This window comes from Pseudoalteromonas sp. MTN2-4, assembly GCF_042848605.1.
Classification (GTDB): domain Bacteria; phylum Pseudomonadota; class Gammaproteobacteria; order Enterobacterales; family Alteromonadaceae; genus Pseudoalteromonas.
The window spans coordinates 917,957-934,947 of record NZ_BTGK01000001.1 but is presented as its reverse complement, the minus strand read 5'-3'; the positions used below and the strand labels follow the sequence as shown (position 1 = coordinate 934,947).

The following is a 16,991-nucleotide window of genomic DNA, read 5'->3' as shown; positions in this document are numbered from 1 at the left end:
CACAGGAATGAATATTTTGAAGTGTAAAGCGAGCTTGCACGCTGAAAGCAATATTTTACAACTATAGTCGAAAAAAACCTTAAAATAGCGTCGATAAATTTGTTTTTACCTGCACTTTTCATTATCTTTACAGCACACACAATTCCACCTTCAAATTATGGAGAATTCCACATGAAAGTTGCTGTATTAGGTGCCGCTGGCGGTATCGGTCAAGCTCTATCTTTACTTCTTAAAAATGGCCTTCCTGCAGGTTCTGAGCTATCTCTATACGACGTAGCGCCAGTTGTTCCTGGTGTTGCTGTAGACCTATCTCACATCCCAACTGCAGTTAAAGTTGCAGGTTTTGGTGCAGATGATCTTGACGCAGCGCTAGCGGGTGCTGACATTGTTCTTATCCCAGCTGGTATGCCTCGTAAGCCAGGTATGGACCGTGCTGACCTTTTCAATGTTAATGCTGGTATCATCAAGACACTTGCTGAAGGTATCGTACGTAACTGTCCTAAAGCACTAGTTGGTGTTATCACTAACCCAGTAAACGGCACTGTACCAATCGTTGCTGAAGTATTCAAAAAAGCGGGTACTTATGAAGCATCACGTGTATTCGGTGTAACAACTCTAGACGTTATCCGTTCAGAAGCATTCGTTGCTGAACTGAAAGGTGTTGACGTATCTGAAGTTAAAGTACCAGTTATTGGTGGTCACTCAGGTACTACTATTCTTCCTTTACTTTCTCAAGTTGAAGGTGTTGAGTTCACTGAAGAAGAAGTTGCAGCACTTACTCCACGTATCCAAAACGCGGGTACTGAAGTTGTTAACGCGAAAGCGGGTGGTGGTTCAGCGACACTTTCAATGGGTGCAGCAGCAGCACGTTTCTGCTTCTCACTAGTAAAAGGTCTTCAAGGCGAGCAAAACGTTGTTGATTATGCATACGTTGCAGTTGAGAACGGTGACGCAGCATACTTCGCACACCCAGTACGTTTAGGTACAAACGGTGTTGAAGAAATTCTTTCTTACGGCGAGCTAAGCGCGTTCGAAGAGAAAGCAAAGAACGACATGCTAGAAACATTAAACAAAGATATCCAAGAAGGTATCGACTTCATGGCTGCGCAATAATCGCAATCTGAAAGTTTTAAAAACCCGCTTCGGCGGGTTTTTTTATGCCTGAAATTTGTTTGCTATCACTATGTTGGTTTTAAACTCGAGAAGCGAGAAGCGAGAAGCGAGAAGCGAGAAGCGAGAAGCGAGAAGCGAGAAGCGAGAAGCGAGAAGCGGAAGCCATAATCTAGGCTAGGTAATTTCATGTCATTAAAAAAGCAGCTACAGCGCTGCTTTTTTAATTTGGTAAGAGTTATAAAGAGTCAGTTATTCAGTGCTAATCTAAGTTCTCTTGAGCGCTCTAGCTGAGCAAGTAAGTCTTTGGCAACTGGTTTGAACTTAGCCAGTTCAGTTTTCGGCAGCGGTTCAGACTTAGGTAATTTAACGGTTTTCGGGTTGCGGTGAACCCCATTTACTAAAAACTCATAGTGTAAATGCGCACCAGTTACACGACCAGTTGCACCAACAGTACCAATCTTTTGACCCTGCTTTACTTTCTGACCTGTTTTAACCATACGCTTGTTTAGGTGTAGGTACTTAGTGACGTACTGACTACCATGTTGGATAAACACATAGTTACCATTGAGTTTGTTATACCCAGATTTAGTCACCTTACCATTACCTGATGAAACAACAGGTGTACCAACACGTGCAGCATAATCGATGCCTCGGTGCGCTGATACCCTACCCGTGACAGGGTGCTTACGGCGCGGGTTAAAGTTAGAGCTGATATATTTAAAATTAACTGGGGCGCGCAAAAAGGCTTTACGCATACTGCGGCCTTCTGGTGTGTAGAAATTACCGTCGGTGTGACGAATCGCGCTAAAACGTTCACCTTGATTAATAAACTCAGCGGCGATGATTTTACCATTTCCGATCAGCTCACCATCGACATAATGGGTCTCGTAAACCAAAGCAAAGGTATCGTCTTTGCGAATGTCATTGGCAAAATCGATATCCCAACCAAAGATGTCTGCAAAGTTCATAATTTGACGCTCGGATAAGCCAGCCGAAATACCAGCTGTCCAGAAGCTTGATTTAATTTTACCGCCAGCGCTTTGATTGACTGTTTCGATTTCTTTGCTGTGAATCGCTGTTTGATATTTTTGCTCTTCATCTAACGATACTAACAAAGTATCTGTTTTCGAAAGCACATATTTAAGGTGGGTTAACTCACCTTCGGTATTTTTTGCAAAACTTAACACTTCACCGGGGTGGATTTTAGTCAGTTTGCGTGTTTCAGCATTGGTGTTAACTAACTTATGTAAAGTTTGCGCTGAAAAGCCTGCACGTTTGAAAAGTACCGCAAGGCTATCGCCATGCTTTACTTCAAAGTCATTGAATTCAAGGGTATCAATTGTGGTTTTTTCTGGTACTTGAACTTCTGCTGGTGAACTTAAAGTTGTAAGCTGTTCTTCATTTTCAGAAACTTTTACGGGTAATTCGTAACGTTTTCCAACTTCGAGTGCTTTTTTGTCACTGTCTCTTGATGCAGTTGCCTTTTCTGACGGCCATAAAGCAATTATCAGCATGACAGAAATGCAGGTAAGAATAAGCAGTTTGTGTTTTTTAGGAAGCTTATGAACAACGTGAACCATAACGCGCCTTTTCTGCTGTCAAGATAAATCGGTATAATATTGCAGGATATACGCAATAAAGCGTGAATACCAGTGTTTTGTGCATTTAAACTGATCTGAATATAGGCTAGAATCGTGCGATAAACTGTATATTTTGGAGCGACGAATGGTGGACTTTGAAACTGCATTAGCCGAGATTAAGCGCGGTGCAGAAGAGATTCTTATTGAAGATGAATTAAAGGAAAGATTGAAATCTGGTAAAAAGCTAAAAATTAAAGCGGGTTTCGATCCAACAGCACCGGATTTGCATTTAGGTCACACTGTTCTAATTAATAAAATGAAAACCTTCCAGGACTTAGGTCATGAGGTTATTTTCTTAATTGGTGATTTCACCGGTATGATTGGTGATCCAACGGGTAAAAACGTCACTCGTAAGCCATTAACACGTGAAGACGTGTTAGCAAATGCTGAAACATATAAAGAACAAGTTTTCAAAATTCTAGATCCTGCAAAAACCACAGTGGCATTTAACTCTACTTGGATGGAACAACTAGGTAGTGCAGGTATGATCAAACTAGCTGCACGCCAAACGGTTGCGCGTATGCTAGAGCGTGATGACTTTAAAAAGCGTTATGCTGGCGGTCAAGCGATTGCAATTCATGAGTTTTTATATCCTTTAGTTCAAGGTTGGGATTCTGTTGCACTAGAAGCTGACGTAGAACTGGGTGGTACTGATCAGCGCTTCAACCTACTAATGGGTCGTGAGCTGCAAAAAGATGAAGGTCAGAAGCCGCAAACAGTATTGATGATGCCGTTACTTGAAGGCACTGACGGCGTTCAAAAAATGTCTAAGTCATTAGGCAACTACATTGGTATTACTGATGCTCCAAACGACATGTTTGGTAAAGTCATGTCAATTTCAGATGAATTAATGTGGCGTTATTACGAATTATTAAGCGCACTTTCAATTGAAGAGATTGAGGGGCTCAAGCAAGAAGTTGCAAATGGTCGTAACCCGCGTGACATTAAGATTGATTTTGCTAAAGAAATGATCGCGCGCTTCCACAGTGAAGCTGACGCTGAAGCTGCGCATCAAGATTTCATTAAGCGTTTCCAAAAGAATGCTTTACCTGATGAGATCCCAGAAGTAACTATCACAATTGATGAAGATTCAACGATGATATCTCAGCTGCTTAAAGAAGCGGGTCTTGTAGCTAGTACTTCAGAAGCCATGCGAATGATTAAGCAAGGCGCCGTTAAGTTAAACGGTGAAGAGAAAGTGACTGATAGTAAGCTTGTGATTGAGAAAGGCTCTACACAGATTTACCAAGTTGGCAAGCGTAAGTTTGCAAAAGTGACAGTAAGCTAAACACTCGTTATTTCAAATATTAAAAAGCTGGTTTTAAACCAGCTTTTTTTATGTTTGTTTTTTATGCTTATTTGCTTAAGTATTTAAATAAAGCGCAACAAACCAATCTAAAAGCCATATCAGAGCGATCAAAGAGAAAGTAAACCACTTAATTCTTTCTAAAAATGTTAAACACTGCTTTATATCTTCAGGCTCAGGGTGACGTTCAGCGCCAATACGCATTTTCGCAAAGCGCTCACCTTGATATTTACACGGACCACCTAACTGGATTGATAGGTTTGCTGCAAATAGAGATAAGATCCAGCCAGTATTCGTTTGATAGCAGTGCCTTGCATAATGTTTGAAGTAATGAAAAGTTTTCTTACCTTGTAAAAACAAGGCCAGTAAAAAGATAAAGCCTCTGAGCGGTAAAAATTCAATATAAAAAATGGTTGTCTGCAATGGTTTTATAAAAGCGCTATTAGGCGGCACGCGCTTTCGCCAAGCATGATCACATACCAGTAGTAATTTAAAAGAGAATGCAGCGAGTGGGCCGAGTAGTAAGTAAAAGAAAATCACTAGATAGTAGTGGCGAACCGTTCTTAAGGCCGTGCTATCTATGCAGGCTTTGGCAATGCCTATACTTGATAACTCATTGACATCACGAACTACGTTTTGTGCTAACAGTTGTCTCGCTGTTGCTTTTTGTTTTTGTTGTAATAGCGCAGCTATGCGTTTGGCTCTTTGTAACACGCGGGTATCTAAACAAAAGTAGAGGACTAATCCCCCGAGCCAAGCTGGATAAAATGCAAACTGACTGATCAGTGCTGCAATAAGTACAATGGTAAAAATGGGTAGAAAGAAACCTAATACACCGGCTATTTTTTGCAATGAGTTACTTCTCTGTGGCTTAAATACACGAGCACCTATGCGCTCAAAAATAAGCGAAAAGAAAGTAATTGGGTTGTAGCTATTCAGCAGCGGTAACGAGTGAGCCGCTGCTATCGCGCAGATAAAAATAATGAGGCTTTGAAAAGCCTCAAACTGCTGACTTTCTATCATTACAAACTAGCGTTGTTTAGCTGCTCAAGTAGTTCAGTCACTAGTTTAGAAGAATTTACAGAAGCAACTTCTAAGTATTCTTCAAAAGATTGTGGAGATTCTTTACCTGCAATATCAGATAGTGAGCGGATCACTACAAATGGCGTGTTAAGTACATGACATGCTTGAGCAATTGCAGCGCCTTCCATTTCTACAGCTAGCATTGATGGGAAATCTTGACGCGTTTTGTCAATGCGAACAGGATCACACATAAAAGAGTCACCTGTACAAATTAAACCTACCTTTGTTTGTATGTCTTTAAGGGTAGCAACACTCGCTTTTGCAGCGTCAATTAATGCTGCATGAGCCGCAAAGCCAGCAGGCATTTGTGGGACTTGACCAATCTCGTAGCCAAAAGCTGTCACATCTACATCGTGGTGGCGAACTTCGTTAGAAATAACCACATCACCGACATTTAATTCAGGGTCAAAGCCGCCAGCAGAACCGGTATTAATGACGCAGTCAGGGTTGAAATTATCAATTAAAAGTGTTGTCGCAACGGTTGCTGCCACTTTACCAATGCCAGATTGAACTAAAGTCACAGTATGACCAGCAAGTTCACCAGTATAAAAAGTGAAGCCGCCTTTAGTTAGCTTTTTTTTGTTTTGTAAAGCCTTACGTAAAATTGCAACTTCAGGCTCCATTGCACCGATAATACCTACTTTCATGATTTCTATTCCTCAAAAAATTTTCGCTAGTATAGCCTATCGCACTTTTATAAAAAACTTGTTCATATCGGTGATGATATAAAGCTTTATCACCATAGTATTGCTTGTAAAGCATCCATTTAGAAAGAAAAAAGCCCTTTGAATATTCAAAGGGCTTTTGTGACACATGGCAACTATTAAATTTCAGCAAGCTGGGTTTGAGTTGAATGCGCCTTTGCTTGCGAAGGAGAAAGCACTGCTGGCTTTTCAGTACGTGTTCTTGGTTTGCGAACTGGTTGAGGTTGTTGACCAATCTTATACAAAATGGCGCTACGTACTTCATTGGCCTTATAGCCGGTTTTAACTTTCATACGAATATGCGGAATATTCGCTGACTCTAAAGCACCGGTTACAAACCAATCTTTTTGGGCTTTATGGCCGCTTTTGTTCGAATTATTAACAAGGTCGACAGCCGCAACAATGTTTAGTGTGGTTTTATCAATCAGCACATAATCGAGTTGTTTATTTTTAGCTTTAGCTAAAGCAGCCCTGCGCGCTTTTTTTGACAAACCTGGCTTGCATTCGATTAAATCAATCAACTTAACACGGCTGACAATTTTAAACTTATCGCCAACAGCACGCTCTAGTAGACTTAGGAAAGTAGCTTCAACAGTACTGAAGACAGATTCTTTACGATTGAAAGGGTATGGATTGCCACCTGCATCGGTATATTTTGCAATGACGATCGACGCGCCAGCTACCAATGCAAAAACTAATAATAAAGCGAACTCCATATAACACTCCACAACAACAATTTGACTATGATGTTTATAAGCAAAGTTCTTGCCAATTGTGGAGTGAAATCAGGCTTAAGCTGAATAACCGCCAGCTAAGCCTTTGAATGCATACGCCACAGCATCGTGAGCATGCAAAGATTCATAGTGATTAATCTTGACATAGTAGTCGGCAAACCCTGCTTTTTCGAACAGTGCTTTGAGCTTTCTTGCCGCATCTTCACAAAACATTAGATTTTGGCCGTTCAAACGAGCGAATTCCTGTTCATCTTCACGTTTCACAGCTGCTTGAACGGGGGTTTTAAGTTCATCTTCAACTAAGTTGACTAACCCTACAATGTCGAATTCTTGACAGTTATCATCAAGTTTAACTTTAATGTTTGAGATACTTCGTTGCGAGTGCGGTGTTGCCAATACGCCCTCGGTAGTGCCGAGCCAAGCATGCACTTCTTCGTGAGAAATCTCTTTATCTTTAAACTTTGCTGCGAAAGCGTCTTGGATAAGTTGACGCGCTAACGCTGCAGAGCATGGGCAAGTAGAAGAGTAGGTAACATCTAATGCCAGCTCTATAGAAAACGTTTGGTTAATCATTGAGGCAGTAATGCTAACAGGGTAGCTCTTCCAACCTTGTTTTTTGCTTAGTAAAGAAGGTCGGCGTAGTGGCAATTCAAAGTTAATCACCACTTTTGCCGCATCACTGATGTCTTGGTGTGTCGTTACAAATTCATCAAGCAGTTGTTTTAGTGTGTTTGGTGACAGGGCTTGCTCACAAGATAGCGTATCTAGGGCTAAGAATAAGCGAGACATATGAATGCCTTTAGCATCTTCTTTATGCAGGTTTACAAATGCATCAGCTTTTGCTGTTACAGGCTGTTCTGGCAAGCCTTTTGTTGCAAGCATTAAAGGTAGCTCGATGTTACCCATTCCTACCCAATCTAATTTACCGGTTTGTAGTGCATCGGCTGAATGAGCAATATCTGGCATTGTAGTCTGCATGTTAACCCTCTTTTTCACGACATTTTGAGTCGCGCATATTACACTATTTAGCGCTTTAATGCGTATATGTTCGCATTATCAATTAGCACGTTTATTGAGAACTGTTAAGAACATTATACGTCTATTGTGGCTTTTTGGACTTTTAATGCTTTGGGATTAATCACTTGCTTGCGTATAATGAAACAGTTAACGGAGCAAATTGATTAATATGATAGATTCTTCATTTGGATCATGGCTAAAAGTCCTTGCCAATGTGATTAATAAGTACGGTGAAAAACAAGCTGGAGTGCTGTGTTATTGCCTGATATTACTCGCCTCACTAATTTTGTCGTGCATGTTCTACTACGTAGCATTAGGCGAGATTGTCATTGTTGATGTATTGGCAATTATGTTTTTTGCCGCCGTTACGTCTCCTGCCTTACTGGTTATTTGCATTCAAGCACTCAAAGAACTTGAGGCTTCTAGAGCGTATTTAGATACCGCAACTCAACAAGAAAAGCTTTTAAATCAGAGCTTAAAAGACAATATTACCCGTCTAAACAGTGAAATTGACGAACGTAAAATCGCTTTACATGCTAAGCATCGAGCTATTGAAGAGTTACGTCGTGAAATCGCAGAGCGTAAGAAAACGCAGCAAGAACTTGCGCAACAAAGTATGCTGCTACGCTCAATTGTCGACTCTTCTCCCGATTTATTCTATTACCGTGATGAGCAAGGTATTTTTGCCGGCTGCAACAAGATGTTTGAAAAAGTCATGGGTAAGAGCAGCGATGAGCTTATCGGCAAAAGTGTTTTTGATATATATCCTGAAAGCTATATTCCTGAAGTGCTAAAAACAGATGAGCAAGTTGCGAAAACGCATCAAGCGCTCACACTAGACGTTGAGTACCCGGTCAATGATGAAAACCACTGGTTTGAAATGCGCAAGCTGCCATTTATTAATGATCAGGGCGAGTATATTGGTTTACTTGCGTTTGGCCGTGACATTACTTCGCGTAAAGAAGCAGAGCAGGAGCTCGAGACAGCCTATAAAGATAAAGGTAAGTTTATTGCGACTTTGAGTCATGAGCTTCGTACTCCACTGAATGGTATCGTTGGTTTAACTCGTATGATGCTAGATACAGAGCTGAGTAAGCAACAAAAGAGCTGGTGTAATACCATTTTCTCTAGTGCAGAAACCTTAGGTAATATTTTCAATGACATCATAGATCTCGATAAAATCGACAGAGAGCAGTTAGATATTGCTGCCGACAGTATCAATGTCTCTGATTTTATTAATGATGTGGTGAATTTTGCTGGGCTTATTGCAGAGCAAAAGGGCTTAGAGTTCAATATTAACAGGCAAGGGATCTTAGACGTCTACGCTTTATTAGACCCAACTCGCTTAAGACAAGTGCTTTGGAATTTAATTAATAATGCCGTGAAATTCACCCACAGAGGCAGTGTGACACTTGAGTGTAAGCGTGAAAATCGTGATGGCGAAGTGTGGCTCGTTATGAGCATTACTGATACGGGCTCAGGTATTGCACAAGATCAGCTTGCTAGAATTTTCGAGATGTATTACAAGGCACCAAGTGCAAACGGTTCGAATGCCATAGGTTCAGGCATTGGGCTAGCAGTGACAAAAGCGCTTGTTGAAGCAATGGAGGGCAGCATTCAAGTTAGTAGTATTGTAGGTCAGGGAAGTCGCTTTGAGGTTGAAATTCCACTAACCCTGACCGCCGCACCAAAAGAGCAAAGCTATGCCGGTCGTAGCCTTTACATTTTGTTAGTTGAAGATGTGCCTTTGAATGCAGAAATTGCGACAAACCTACTTGAGCAGCGAGGGCATGAAGTCATTTGGGCCGAAACAGGTGAAGATGCACTTTCGTTTGTTGCAACTGAAGATGATCTGGATTTGGTCTTACTCGATATGCAGTTGCCAGATATCAATGGTGATGAAGTTGCTCGAGAGATTAGAGCAGACAGCCATTTCGATAAATTACCTATCGTCGCCTTAACAGCTAATGTTCGTAGTGCAGAAGAAGAGCTTGAAGGGATAAACATTCAAGGCGCACTAGCGAAGCCAATTAATACTATTAAGCTTGATAAAATGCTTGCAGAGTTATTCGGTATTAATGCCAGAGCGGCTAAACCTAAACTCAGAGAAACTAAAGCAAATTGTGATGATAAACAAGCTGAGTTCACCTTGTTGGAAATGGAAACTATCTGTGATTTTATCGACTCAATGGGTGTCGAAGCGTTTAAACGAAGTTCAGATCTATTTGCTAAGTTAAGCCCTAAGTATTGTGAAGAATTACAGCAATCTCTTGATAACAGTGACTTCGATGAATATAGTTCTGTGGCTCATAAACTTAAAGGCGCATCTGGTTCAGTTGGCTTAAAGCAAGTTCAAGAGCATGCTAAAAGGATGGAGAAAGAAGTGGCTGAAGTTGGACCTGAAATTGCACAAACCTGGTTAGATGAATTATATGATTTGCTTGAAGCTGGACAAATAGAACTTAAAACAGTTGTAGATAGCTGGGATGGATAACACCTTAAGATTAAATTAGCAAAGTATGAGTGAGAGTTATTCAAAATACTTTTGAGCCCTCAGTTTAGAAATGATACTTTAAAACAATGAATTTTAGTCATTAAAAAAGGGCCAACAGGCCCTTTATTATAAGCATAAACTAGTAAGATTGATTAGCTATCAATCTTACCGATGAAGCGGTAACCTTCACCGTGAATAGTACTAATTAGCTCAGAAGTATTTGTATCACTTTCAAAGTGCTTACGAATACGACGAATAGTAACGTCAACTGTTCTGTCGTTTGCACGAAGCTCACGACCAGTCATGTGCTTGATTAATTGCTCACGGCTGAAAATACGGCCCGGTGAATCAAGCATTAAACGTAAAGCACGGTACTCGCCTTTCGGTAAGCGCTTAGCTTCACCTGCAGGAGACGTTAAACAACGGCTATTCTCATCAAGTTCCCAGCCGTTGAAGGTAATTACACCACTGCTTTCAACAGATGCATCTTCAGGGTTGTTGCCTGTACGAGAGATTAAGTTACGAGCACGAATAGTCAGCTCTCTTGGATTGAAAGGTTTTGTGATGTAATCATCAGCACCAATTTCTAAACCAAGAATACGGTCAACATCATTGTCGCGGCCAGTTAAGAAAATTAAGCCAACGTTTTTCTTCTGACGAAGTTCGCGAGCTAAGATTAAGCCATTCTTGCCTGGTAAGTTAATGTCCATAATAACCAGGTTGACATCATCATGAGTCGTTAGCTTGTCGTGCATATCATCGCCATCAATGGCTTCAATTACTTTGTAACCTTCTGCCTCAAATAAACTAACGAGGTTCAAGCGAGTTACGTCTTCATCCTCAACAATCAGAATGACTGGCGTTTGCATTATCATTTAACCTTTTAGGAATATGTTATTTACATTTTATTCGGTACTAGAAGAAAAAACCGAATATTTAAGATTATAGGAGTATATCTAAATGTTAACAAGTAAAATCAGTTAGGGTGAAACTTTGCTACGGCGAGTAACCGAGAAAGTACTTTAAAGTTATGTTTTGCAATCTGTTGCTTATTAACATAAAGCCTGATTTTATTGCCCTCCTGAACAAGCGCCGCCATTCCTTCATTATCTAAAAAACTGAGGTTATCACTAACCATTAACATATCTAGGGGCGTATTCTTGTCATAAGAAGACAGTATATCATTGCTAAGAGCTCCATCAAAGTATGTGATTTCACATTGACTGGAAAGTTCCAAAATAGCGATGTTTTTTTCTACTTTTTTTATGCTAATTGGTAAACCTTTAACTTTCAGACTTTTATTTTTAGTGAGTATTGCGCCGGGTCCTGATTTCAGATCATAAAAACAAAAACGGATGCCGCTATCCCCCATTGATGGAAATTCAATAAAATTTGCCATTTGGTATAAAAAAGCAGAGCGAATTTGTTCTGGTGTTTTGGCCATAACACCGAAAGAGCAAATCAACAGAAAGCAGGTTAACCAAAACCTCATGATGTTAATTCGCCTAATGGTAAAGAAATAACAAATCGAGTGCCTTCGCTATAGTCTTCGTCTAGAGTAATAGAGCCATCTAAAGCCTGAGTGACTAGGTTGTAAACTAAGTGCATACCTAGACCACTGCCACCTTCACCCCGTTTGGTTGTTACAAATGGATCGAAGATCCTCTTTTTAATAGAAGTTGGTACACCACTACCATTATCCACATATGTAATCTCTAGGTTACTTCCCTTGCTTTCAGCACCAATTTTGATCTGATTATTTTGCTCATCTTCAAAACCATGAATAAGAGAATTCGATATGAGTTGTTCGAATATTTGCTGAAGAGGGCCTGTCTTACTCGAAATAGTTAAATTTTCCGGTAGGCTTAATTCAATCTCTGGTGACTTTATAGAAATCTCAGCATTCATTGCCATTAAGATATTACTTAGTAAAGACTTCACGTTAACGTCGGCGCTAATTTCAGTATCTTGACTCACTGCCACACGCTTAAAGTTAGAGATAAGATCAGCGGCACGGTTTAAATTTCTATAGATAAGATCAAGGTTTTCAACCCCATCGTTAATAAATCTTTCTAGTTGTTTAGATGTGAGCGTCTTTTGCTCAAAGGCCGACTGTATATCAGCGAGCTTATCTCTTAAAAGCGTTGAACCTGTAACACCAAGGCCAATTGGCGTATTTACTTCATGGGCAACCCCCGCAACCATTTGACCCAAAGATGCCATTTTTTCGCTTTCGACAATCTGGTTTTGGTATTGGTGCATGCGCTCTAAGGTATTTAGCAACTCTTGGTTTGCTTCACGAAGCGCGATGGTTCTTTGGTTTACTTTTTCTTCTAAGCTTTGGTTAAGTTGATTAATTTCTTGTTTATCAGCTTCATGACGTTCAATTTGATTTTGTGTACGTGAAAGCATGATATTAAGGTTGTTTGAAAGGGTATTTAACTCTTCAATGTGACTGCTCGATGCTCGCGTGCTGTAATTATGATTTTTTGATACATCCTGCAGTAATAAAGATAAATCTTCAATTGGCGCGGCTATGCGCTTTTGAATACTGCGAGCAACGAGAAGTACCAATAATAAGACGAATAAAGTCAGTAAAATATCAACTAAGATTTTATTGTTGATGTACTTATTCAGTCTCTCAAGAGAGCCCCTAATATATACATAACCCTCAATTTTACCTTCATACTCAACAGGTTTTATTAACTCTATATGATCGTCAGTGATTCGTGGTATTTTGAGATCATCAATACTGCCCACCTTCAACGGTACTGGAGGTGTTTTACTGGCGTTATAGCTGGTGAAGAAAACGGGCTTTTTAGTGACGTCGTCTATGTCATAAATATGTATGTTTTTGACAAGCTCAACTTTACTAAATGACTTTAAACGTTTTTCTTCAGTTTTTCTGTCTTCGAAAATCAACGTGATCTGCGCATTAAAAGCGATGATATCGGCTATCATGTCAAGCTTATTAATGATCAGCTGCTTTTGTTCTTTAACGTCAAGATAAGTAGAAATAGAAATAGACAGCGATAGGCAAAGAGCTGTTACGAGCATAACTGCACTGATCAATACCTTTCTAATGCTTGTTTTTGTTATTTGTTTAGCCATTCGCTAGCCTTTGCAACCTACATGCTTACCAATATGGTTTGAGTAGTAGACATAAACTTCAAATTTTTGAAAAGTTTACAAAAATAAAACGTTATTTATAACTTTAATAAACTTAGTGTAGCAAAGGGAAAAAATAAAAATAACTAAAAATTACGATGGAGCTTATGCTATTTTTCTCTAAGTTTAAATTAATTCATTCTTTGTTCTTAGAAATGAAAGTTAGGTCATTTGGTTTAAAAAATAGTCTGGCAACTCAGGGAAGTTTTGAGCAAGGGCCATTAAGCATTAATAAAACTGAATGACCCATTAAGTAAAGCGGTTAAGATTTTTGTGCGTGGTATACCGCAAATTTATTATTTTTCGCAATGGTTACATACTCACCAAACTGTGCTTCTAAGATTGGCTGATATTTTAAGAAGCTATTAGCAACTAAGGTAAGCTTACCTTTAGGTTTTAAGAATTGCTTAGAAAGTGCTAAAAAGTCTTCAGCAATTTGATAATCAGTTGAAATACCCGTATGGAATGGCGGATTACTGATGATTAAATCAAATTGCCCTGACACAGCTTGCATACCATCACTCAAAATCACATTGCCTTCGAGGTTATTTAGTTTTAGCGTCTGTTCGGTAGCATATACAGCTAAAGCGCTGACATCTAAACAGTTCAGTCTCAATTCTGGAGTTTTTAGTCCTAGGTAAGTGGCGATAATCCCAGCACCACAGCCAAAATCGAGTACTTTGCCTTTATAAGGCACGGCAATTTGCTCGAGCAACAGACGAGTACCATCATCTAATTTACCGTGATTGAAAACCCCTGGCACGCTTGCTACTTCGAAGCTTTGGTCGTTCACACTAACTGTGAATATGGTTTGGTAGCTGCGGATATCAAAATTCTCTAATAAAGTTAAATCAGCAAATTCAAACAATACGCAATGTTTCGCGCTTTCTAGTTTATAAAATTCACCTGCAAAAGGTTTAAACTGCTTTTCAGCAGATTTAACACCGCCTTTGTTGTCGCCAACAATTAATACACGTGTTTTAGGTGAAGCGACGGCTCGAATATTGTCGAGCATCATCAAGGCTTCAGGCTTTGATTTCGGATAGTAATAGATAATTAAATCTAGCTCTTCGAGAATAGGTAAACTATGACCAACATGACTAGTTATGCCTTGGTATTTTTGTGAGTCTTGATGATCAGCAAGGTTATAGCTAAAAGCGTGAATATCGCTATTTGGGTTTAATTGCTTTAACTCGCGAAGAAAGCCGTCGCGCATGGTGTTAATCACTAAAATGCGTTCGCCTATCAGTTCTTCTTCGTTACGAAGAAGCAATAAACTTGGATTTGCTAATCGACTCATAAGTACTCTATTTAAAATCTCTACTTAATTTTGCGCAAAGACAAAATTATACCAATCCTATTCATTAAGAATTATTGAGGATTGGTATTAACCTAATACCATTAAGATAAAAGAGCCATTAGGCTCTTTTATCTAACTAAACATGAATCCTAAAAATTAGAATTTACTTTTAGTTGTTACGTTTGAACATTAAGTCCCAAACGCCGTGACCTAGACGATGGCCGCGCTGTTCAAACTTAGTCAGTGGGCGATTGTCTGGGCGAGGCACATAATCTTGTGTCTCAGAGATATTTTCGTAACCCGGTGCTGCAGTCATTACTTCTAGCATATGCTCTGCGTAGTTTTCCCAGTCAGTAGCCATGTGGAACACGCCGCCAATTTTTAGCTTTTGGCGTAGGCTTTCAACAAACTCTGGCTGCACAATACGGCGTTTGTGGTGGCGCTTTTTGTGCCAAGGATCAGGGAAGAATAACTGCATGGTTGTTAGGCTGCCATCAGCGATGCAATCAGCAAGCACTTCAACAGCGTCATGTTCAAATACGCGCAGGTTCGTTAAACCGGCTTCGTCGGCTTCCATTAAGCATGCACCAACACCTGGGCGGTGCACTTCAATACCGATGAAGTTTAAATGCGGTGCGTTCTTTGCCATTTCAACTAACGATTTACCCATGCCAAAACCGATTTCAAGTACTACGTCGTTGTCGTTGCCGAATACTTGAGAGAAATCTAGTAAGCCTTGGCTATGCTCTAAGCCCATGCTTGACCAACATTTTTCAATGGCAGCAGCTTGTCCTTTTGTTAAACGGCCTTCGCGCTTTACAAAACTACGGACTTTGCGGATGTATTTACCTTCATTTAGAGCTTCTTCTAAATTGGCTTTACTCGATTCGTTCATAATCAATTCTGTGCTGTAAAAATGGGCGCATATTATCCCTGTTCCACGGCCGAAGTACAATACTTGACTGGATATAAAAGGCCTCTACACTGTGCGCCGAGTAAAGTAATCATAGTCGTGGTGATATGCAGGTTTCAAAACAGCAAGCTAAATGGTTTGCCGAGCAAGTAGTAGAGTGGTACCACCTTCATGGTCGAAAGACCTTACCTTGGCAATTGGGCAAGACGCCTTACAAGGTATGGGTGTCGGAAGTGATGTTGCAGCAAACACAAGTTGTTACTGTGATCCCTTATTTTGAACGTTTTATGGCGCGCTTTCCGACGATTGTCGATTTAGCTGATGCACCAGAAGATGAAGTTTTGCATCATTGGACTGGGTTAGGTTATTACGCTAGAGCACGTAATTTACATAAAACAGCAAAAATTGTGCGTGACCAATATGCGGGTAAGTTTCCCGAAACTTTTGAACAAGTTCTCGATTTGCCGGGGATAGGGCGCTCGACCGCTGGCGCGATTTTGTCGCTTTCACTGGGTCAGCCGCATCCGATTTTAGATGGTAATGTAAAGCGTGTCCTAGCTCGATTCTTTATGGTTGAAGGCTGGTATGGGGTTAAAAAAGTAGAAAATTTACTTTGGTCCTTAAGCGATACCATCACGCCAAAAGACAATGTCACTGAATTTAACCAAGCCATGATGGATTTAGGTGCTAGCCTTTGTTCACGCAGTAATTTTAATTGTGAAGCGTGCCCGTTAGTGAGTCAGTGCCAAGCCTATGCAAACAACCAAGTTAAAGCTTTCCCTAACTCTAAACCGAAGAAAGAAAAGCCAAAAAAGCAGGCGTATCATTTGATAATTAACGCAGATAACAAGGTGCTAATGGAAAAGCGCCCAAGTTCGGGCATTTGGGGTGGTTTGTTTGGCTTCTTTGAATTTGAGTCATTACAAGACGTTGAGACTTTTATTGCTCAGCAGGGGCTTATAGGAAAAGTGCAATCTCTTGAATCATTTGTACATATTTTTACTCACTTTGAACTGACGATACACCCGCAAATTTTAAAGTTAGATTCTATTCCAGATTGTGTTCACGACAATCCGCTTATCTGGTTTGACTTAGCAGAGCATCCAGAAGTTGGGCTTGCAGCACCAACGAAAAAGTTAGTTAAACTCCTAGGCACAATGGGGTAGACTAACGTCATTAATCGAGCATTTAATTAGGTGATGAACTATGGCACGCACAGTGTTTTGTCAGAAATTACAAAAAGAGGCTGAAGGCCTTGCTTTTCAACTTTACCCGGGTGAAGTAGGTGAAAAGATTTTCAATAATATCTCTAAAGAAGCTTGGCAACAGTGGCAGCATAAGCAAACTATGCTGATCAATGAAAAGCACCTAAACATGATGGACCCAGATCACCGTCAGTTGCTAGAAGAGCAAATGGTTGGTTTCTTATTTGAGGGTAAAGAAGTAGAAATCGAAGGCTATCGCCCGCCTGAAAAATAATCTTCTCAATCTTTATCTAAATTTAAAAAGCCCCGCAAAC

15 protein-coding genes are annotated in these 16,991 nt (G+C 40.1%); 5 read left to right on the top strand and 10 right to left on the bottom strand.

The window, feature by feature from the left end; all coding sequences use genetic code 11:
• Positions 1-171: 171 nt before the first annotated feature.
• Positions 172-1,113 (top strand): malate dehydrogenase, encoded by a 942-nt coding sequence (mdh, locus tag ACGHEH_RS04425; protein ID WP_058030924.1) that lies wholly within the window; start codon positions 172-174, stop codon positions 1,111-1,113.
• 245 nt (positions 1,114-1,358) lie between these two features.
• Here mdh and ACGHEH_RS04420 read toward each other — a convergent pair whose 3' ends face one another.
• On the bottom strand, positions 1,359-2,693 hold the full coding sequence (locus ACGHEH_RS04420) for a peptidoglycan DD-metalloendopeptidase family protein (RefSeq protein ID WP_390442100.1): 1,335 nt from the start codon (positions 2,691-2,693) through the stop codon (positions 1,359-1,361).
• Positions 2,694-2,841: 148 nt separating this feature from the next.
• Here ACGHEH_RS04420 and tyrS point away from each other — a divergent pair, with 148 nt between their 5' ends.
• The gene (tyrS, locus tag ACGHEH_RS04415; RefSeq protein WP_349285742.1) at positions 2,842-4,041 is read left to right on the top strand and encodes a tyrosine--tRNA ligase; all 1,200 of its coding nucleotides are present in this window, start codon (positions 2,842-2,844) and stop codon (positions 4,039-4,041) included.
• Between the two features lie 75 nt (positions 4,042-4,116).
• Here the strand turns inward: tyrS and ACGHEH_RS04410 are convergent, their stop codons facing one another.
• From ACGHEH_RS04410 to folE2, 4 genes are all read right to left on the bottom strand, one after another.
• Positions 4,117-5,082 carry a cobalamin biosynthesis protein gene (locus tag ACGHEH_RS04410; RefSeq protein WP_390442098.1) on the bottom strand — a complete coding sequence of 322 codons (966 nt, stop codon included), beginning with the start codon at positions 5,080-5,082 and terminating at the stop codon, positions 4,117-4,119.
• Positions 5,082-5,789, bottom strand: coding sequence for a 5'-methylthioadenosine/S-adenosylhomocysteine nucleosidase (gene mtnN, locus ACGHEH_RS04405; protein WP_390442095.1), 708 nt, complete (start codon positions 5,787-5,789; stop codon positions 5,082-5,084). The genes ACGHEH_RS04410 and mtnN overlap by 1 nt, the downstream gene beginning before the upstream one ends.
• Before the next feature lie 176 nt (positions 5,790-5,965).
• Positions 5,966-6,562 (bottom strand): DUF2726 domain-containing protein, encoded by a 597-nt coding sequence (locus ACGHEH_RS04400; protein WP_390442092.1) that lies wholly within the window; start codon positions 6,560-6,562, stop codon positions 5,966-5,968.
• A 75-nt stretch (positions 6,563-6,637) separates the two neighbouring features.
• Positions 6,638-7,558 (bottom strand): GTP cyclohydrolase FolE2, encoded by a 921-nt coding sequence (folE2, locus tag ACGHEH_RS04395; RefSeq protein WP_390442090.1) that lies wholly within the window; start codon positions 7,556-7,558, stop codon positions 6,638-6,640.
• A gap of 208 nt (positions 7,559-7,766) precedes the next feature.
• Between folE2 and arcB the strand changes: the two genes are divergently transcribed.
• The gene (gene arcB, locus ACGHEH_RS04390) at positions 7,767-10,091 is read left to right on the top strand and encodes an aerobic respiration two-component sensor histidine kinase ArcB (RefSeq protein WP_390442088.1); all 2,325 of its coding nucleotides are present in this window, start codon (positions 7,767-7,769) and stop codon (positions 10,089-10,091) included.
• A 152-nt stretch (positions 10,092-10,243) separates the two neighbouring features.
• On the opposite strand, the gene arcA is transcribed toward arcB, so the two are convergent.
• The 5 genes from arcA to trmB all read right to left on the bottom strand — a co-directional run bounded on the left by arcA (position 10,244) and on the right by trmB (position 15,454).
• Positions 10,244-10,960: a two-component system response regulator ArcA gene (arcA, locus tag ACGHEH_RS04385; RefSeq protein ID WP_390442085.1), complete on the bottom strand. Its 717-nt coding sequence runs from the start codon at positions 10,958-10,960 to the stop codon at positions 10,244-10,246.
• 107 nt (positions 10,961-11,067) lie between these two features.
• Entirely contained in the window at positions 11,068-11,535 is a 468-nt protein-coding gene (locus ACGHEH_RS04380; protein WP_390442082.1) for a YfiR family protein, read from the bottom strand.
• Between the two features lie 44 nt (positions 11,536-11,579).
• Positions 11,580-13,202, bottom strand: coding sequence for an ATP-binding protein (locus tag ACGHEH_RS04375; RefSeq protein WP_390442080.1), 1,623 nt, complete (start codon positions 13,200-13,202; stop codon positions 11,580-11,582).
• A 319-nt stretch (positions 13,203-13,521) separates the two neighbouring features.
• Positions 13,522-14,559 carry a methyltransferase gene (locus ACGHEH_RS04370; protein WP_390442077.1) on the bottom strand — a complete coding sequence of 346 codons (1,038 nt, stop codon included), beginning with the start codon at positions 14,557-14,559 and terminating at the stop codon, positions 13,522-13,524.
• A 169-nt stretch (positions 14,560-14,728) separates the two neighbouring features.
• Complete coding sequence (gene trmB / locus ACGHEH_RS04365; protein ID WP_390442075.1) at positions 14,729-15,454, bottom strand: tRNA (guanosine(46)-N7)-methyltransferase TrmB; 726 nt, start codon at positions 15,452-15,454, stop codon at positions 14,729-14,731.
• 125 nt (positions 15,455-15,579) lie between these two features.
• Here trmB and mutY point away from each other — a divergent pair, with 125 nt between their 5' ends.
• Entirely contained in the window at positions 15,580-16,638 is a 1,059-nt protein-coding gene (mutY, locus tag ACGHEH_RS04360) for an A/G-specific adenine glycosylase (RefSeq protein ID WP_390442073.1), read from the top strand.
• A 40-nt stretch (positions 16,639-16,678) separates the two neighbouring features.
• Entirely contained in the window at positions 16,679-16,951 is a 273-nt protein-coding gene (locus tag ACGHEH_RS04355; RefSeq protein ID WP_058030911.1) for an oxidative damage protection protein, read from the top strand.
• The last annotated feature ends 40 nt before the right edge of the window (positions 16,952-16,991 follow it).

Bases quoted from the DNA above. Each gene is read 5' to 3' on its own strand.
- mdh (WP_058030924.1), top strand. From the start codon at position 172: ATGAAAGTTGCTGTATTAGGTGCCGCTGGCGGTATCGGTCAAGCTCTA.
- ACGHEH_RS04420 (WP_390442100.1), bottom strand. From the start codon at position 2,693: ATGGTTCACGTTGTTCATAAGCTTCCTAAAAAACACAAACTGCTTATT.
- ACGHEH_RS04410 (WP_390442098.1), bottom strand. From the start codon at position 5,082: ATGATAGAAAGTCAGCAGTTTGAGGCTTTTCAAAGCCTCATTATTTTT.
- mtnN (WP_390442095.1), bottom strand. From the start codon at position 5,789: ATGAAAGTAGGTATTATCGGTGCAATGGAGCCTGAAGTTGCAATTTTA.
- ACGHEH_RS04400 (WP_390442092.1), bottom strand. From the start codon at position 6,562: ATGGAGTTCGCTTTATTATTAGTTTTTGCATTGGTAGCTGGCGCGTCG.
- folE2 (WP_390442090.1), bottom strand. From the start codon at position 7,558: ATGCAGACTACAATGCCAGATATTGCTCATTCAGCCGATGCACTACAA.
- arcB (WP_390442088.1), top strand. From the start codon at position 7,767: ATGATAGATTCTTCATTTGGATCATGGCTAAAAGTCCTTGCCAATGTG.
- arcA (WP_390442085.1), bottom strand. From the start codon at position 10,960: ATGCAAACGCCAGTCATTCTGATTGTTGAGGATGAAGACGTAACTCGC.
- ACGHEH_RS04380 (WP_390442082.1), bottom strand. From the start codon at position 11,535: ATGGCCAAAACACCAGAACAAATTCGCTCTGCTTTTTTATACCAAATG.
- ACGHEH_RS04375 (WP_390442080.1), bottom strand. From the start codon at position 13,202: ATGGCTAAACAAATAACAAAAACAAGCATTAGAAAGGTATTGATCAGT.
- ACGHEH_RS04370 (WP_390442077.1), bottom strand. From the start codon at position 14,559: ATGAGTCGATTAGCAAATCCAAGTTTATTGCTTCTTCGTAACGAAGAA.
- trmB (WP_390442075.1), bottom strand. From the start codon at position 15,454: ATGAACGAATCGAGTAAAGCCAATTTAGAAGAAGCTCTAAATGAAGGT.
- mutY (WP_390442073.1), top strand. From the start codon at position 15,580: ATGCAGGTTTCAAAACAGCAAGCTAAATGGTTTGCCGAGCAAGTAGTA.
- ACGHEH_RS04355 (WP_058030911.1), top strand. From the start codon at position 16,679: ATGGCACGCACAGTGTTTTGTCAGAAATTACAAAAAGAGGCTGAAGGC.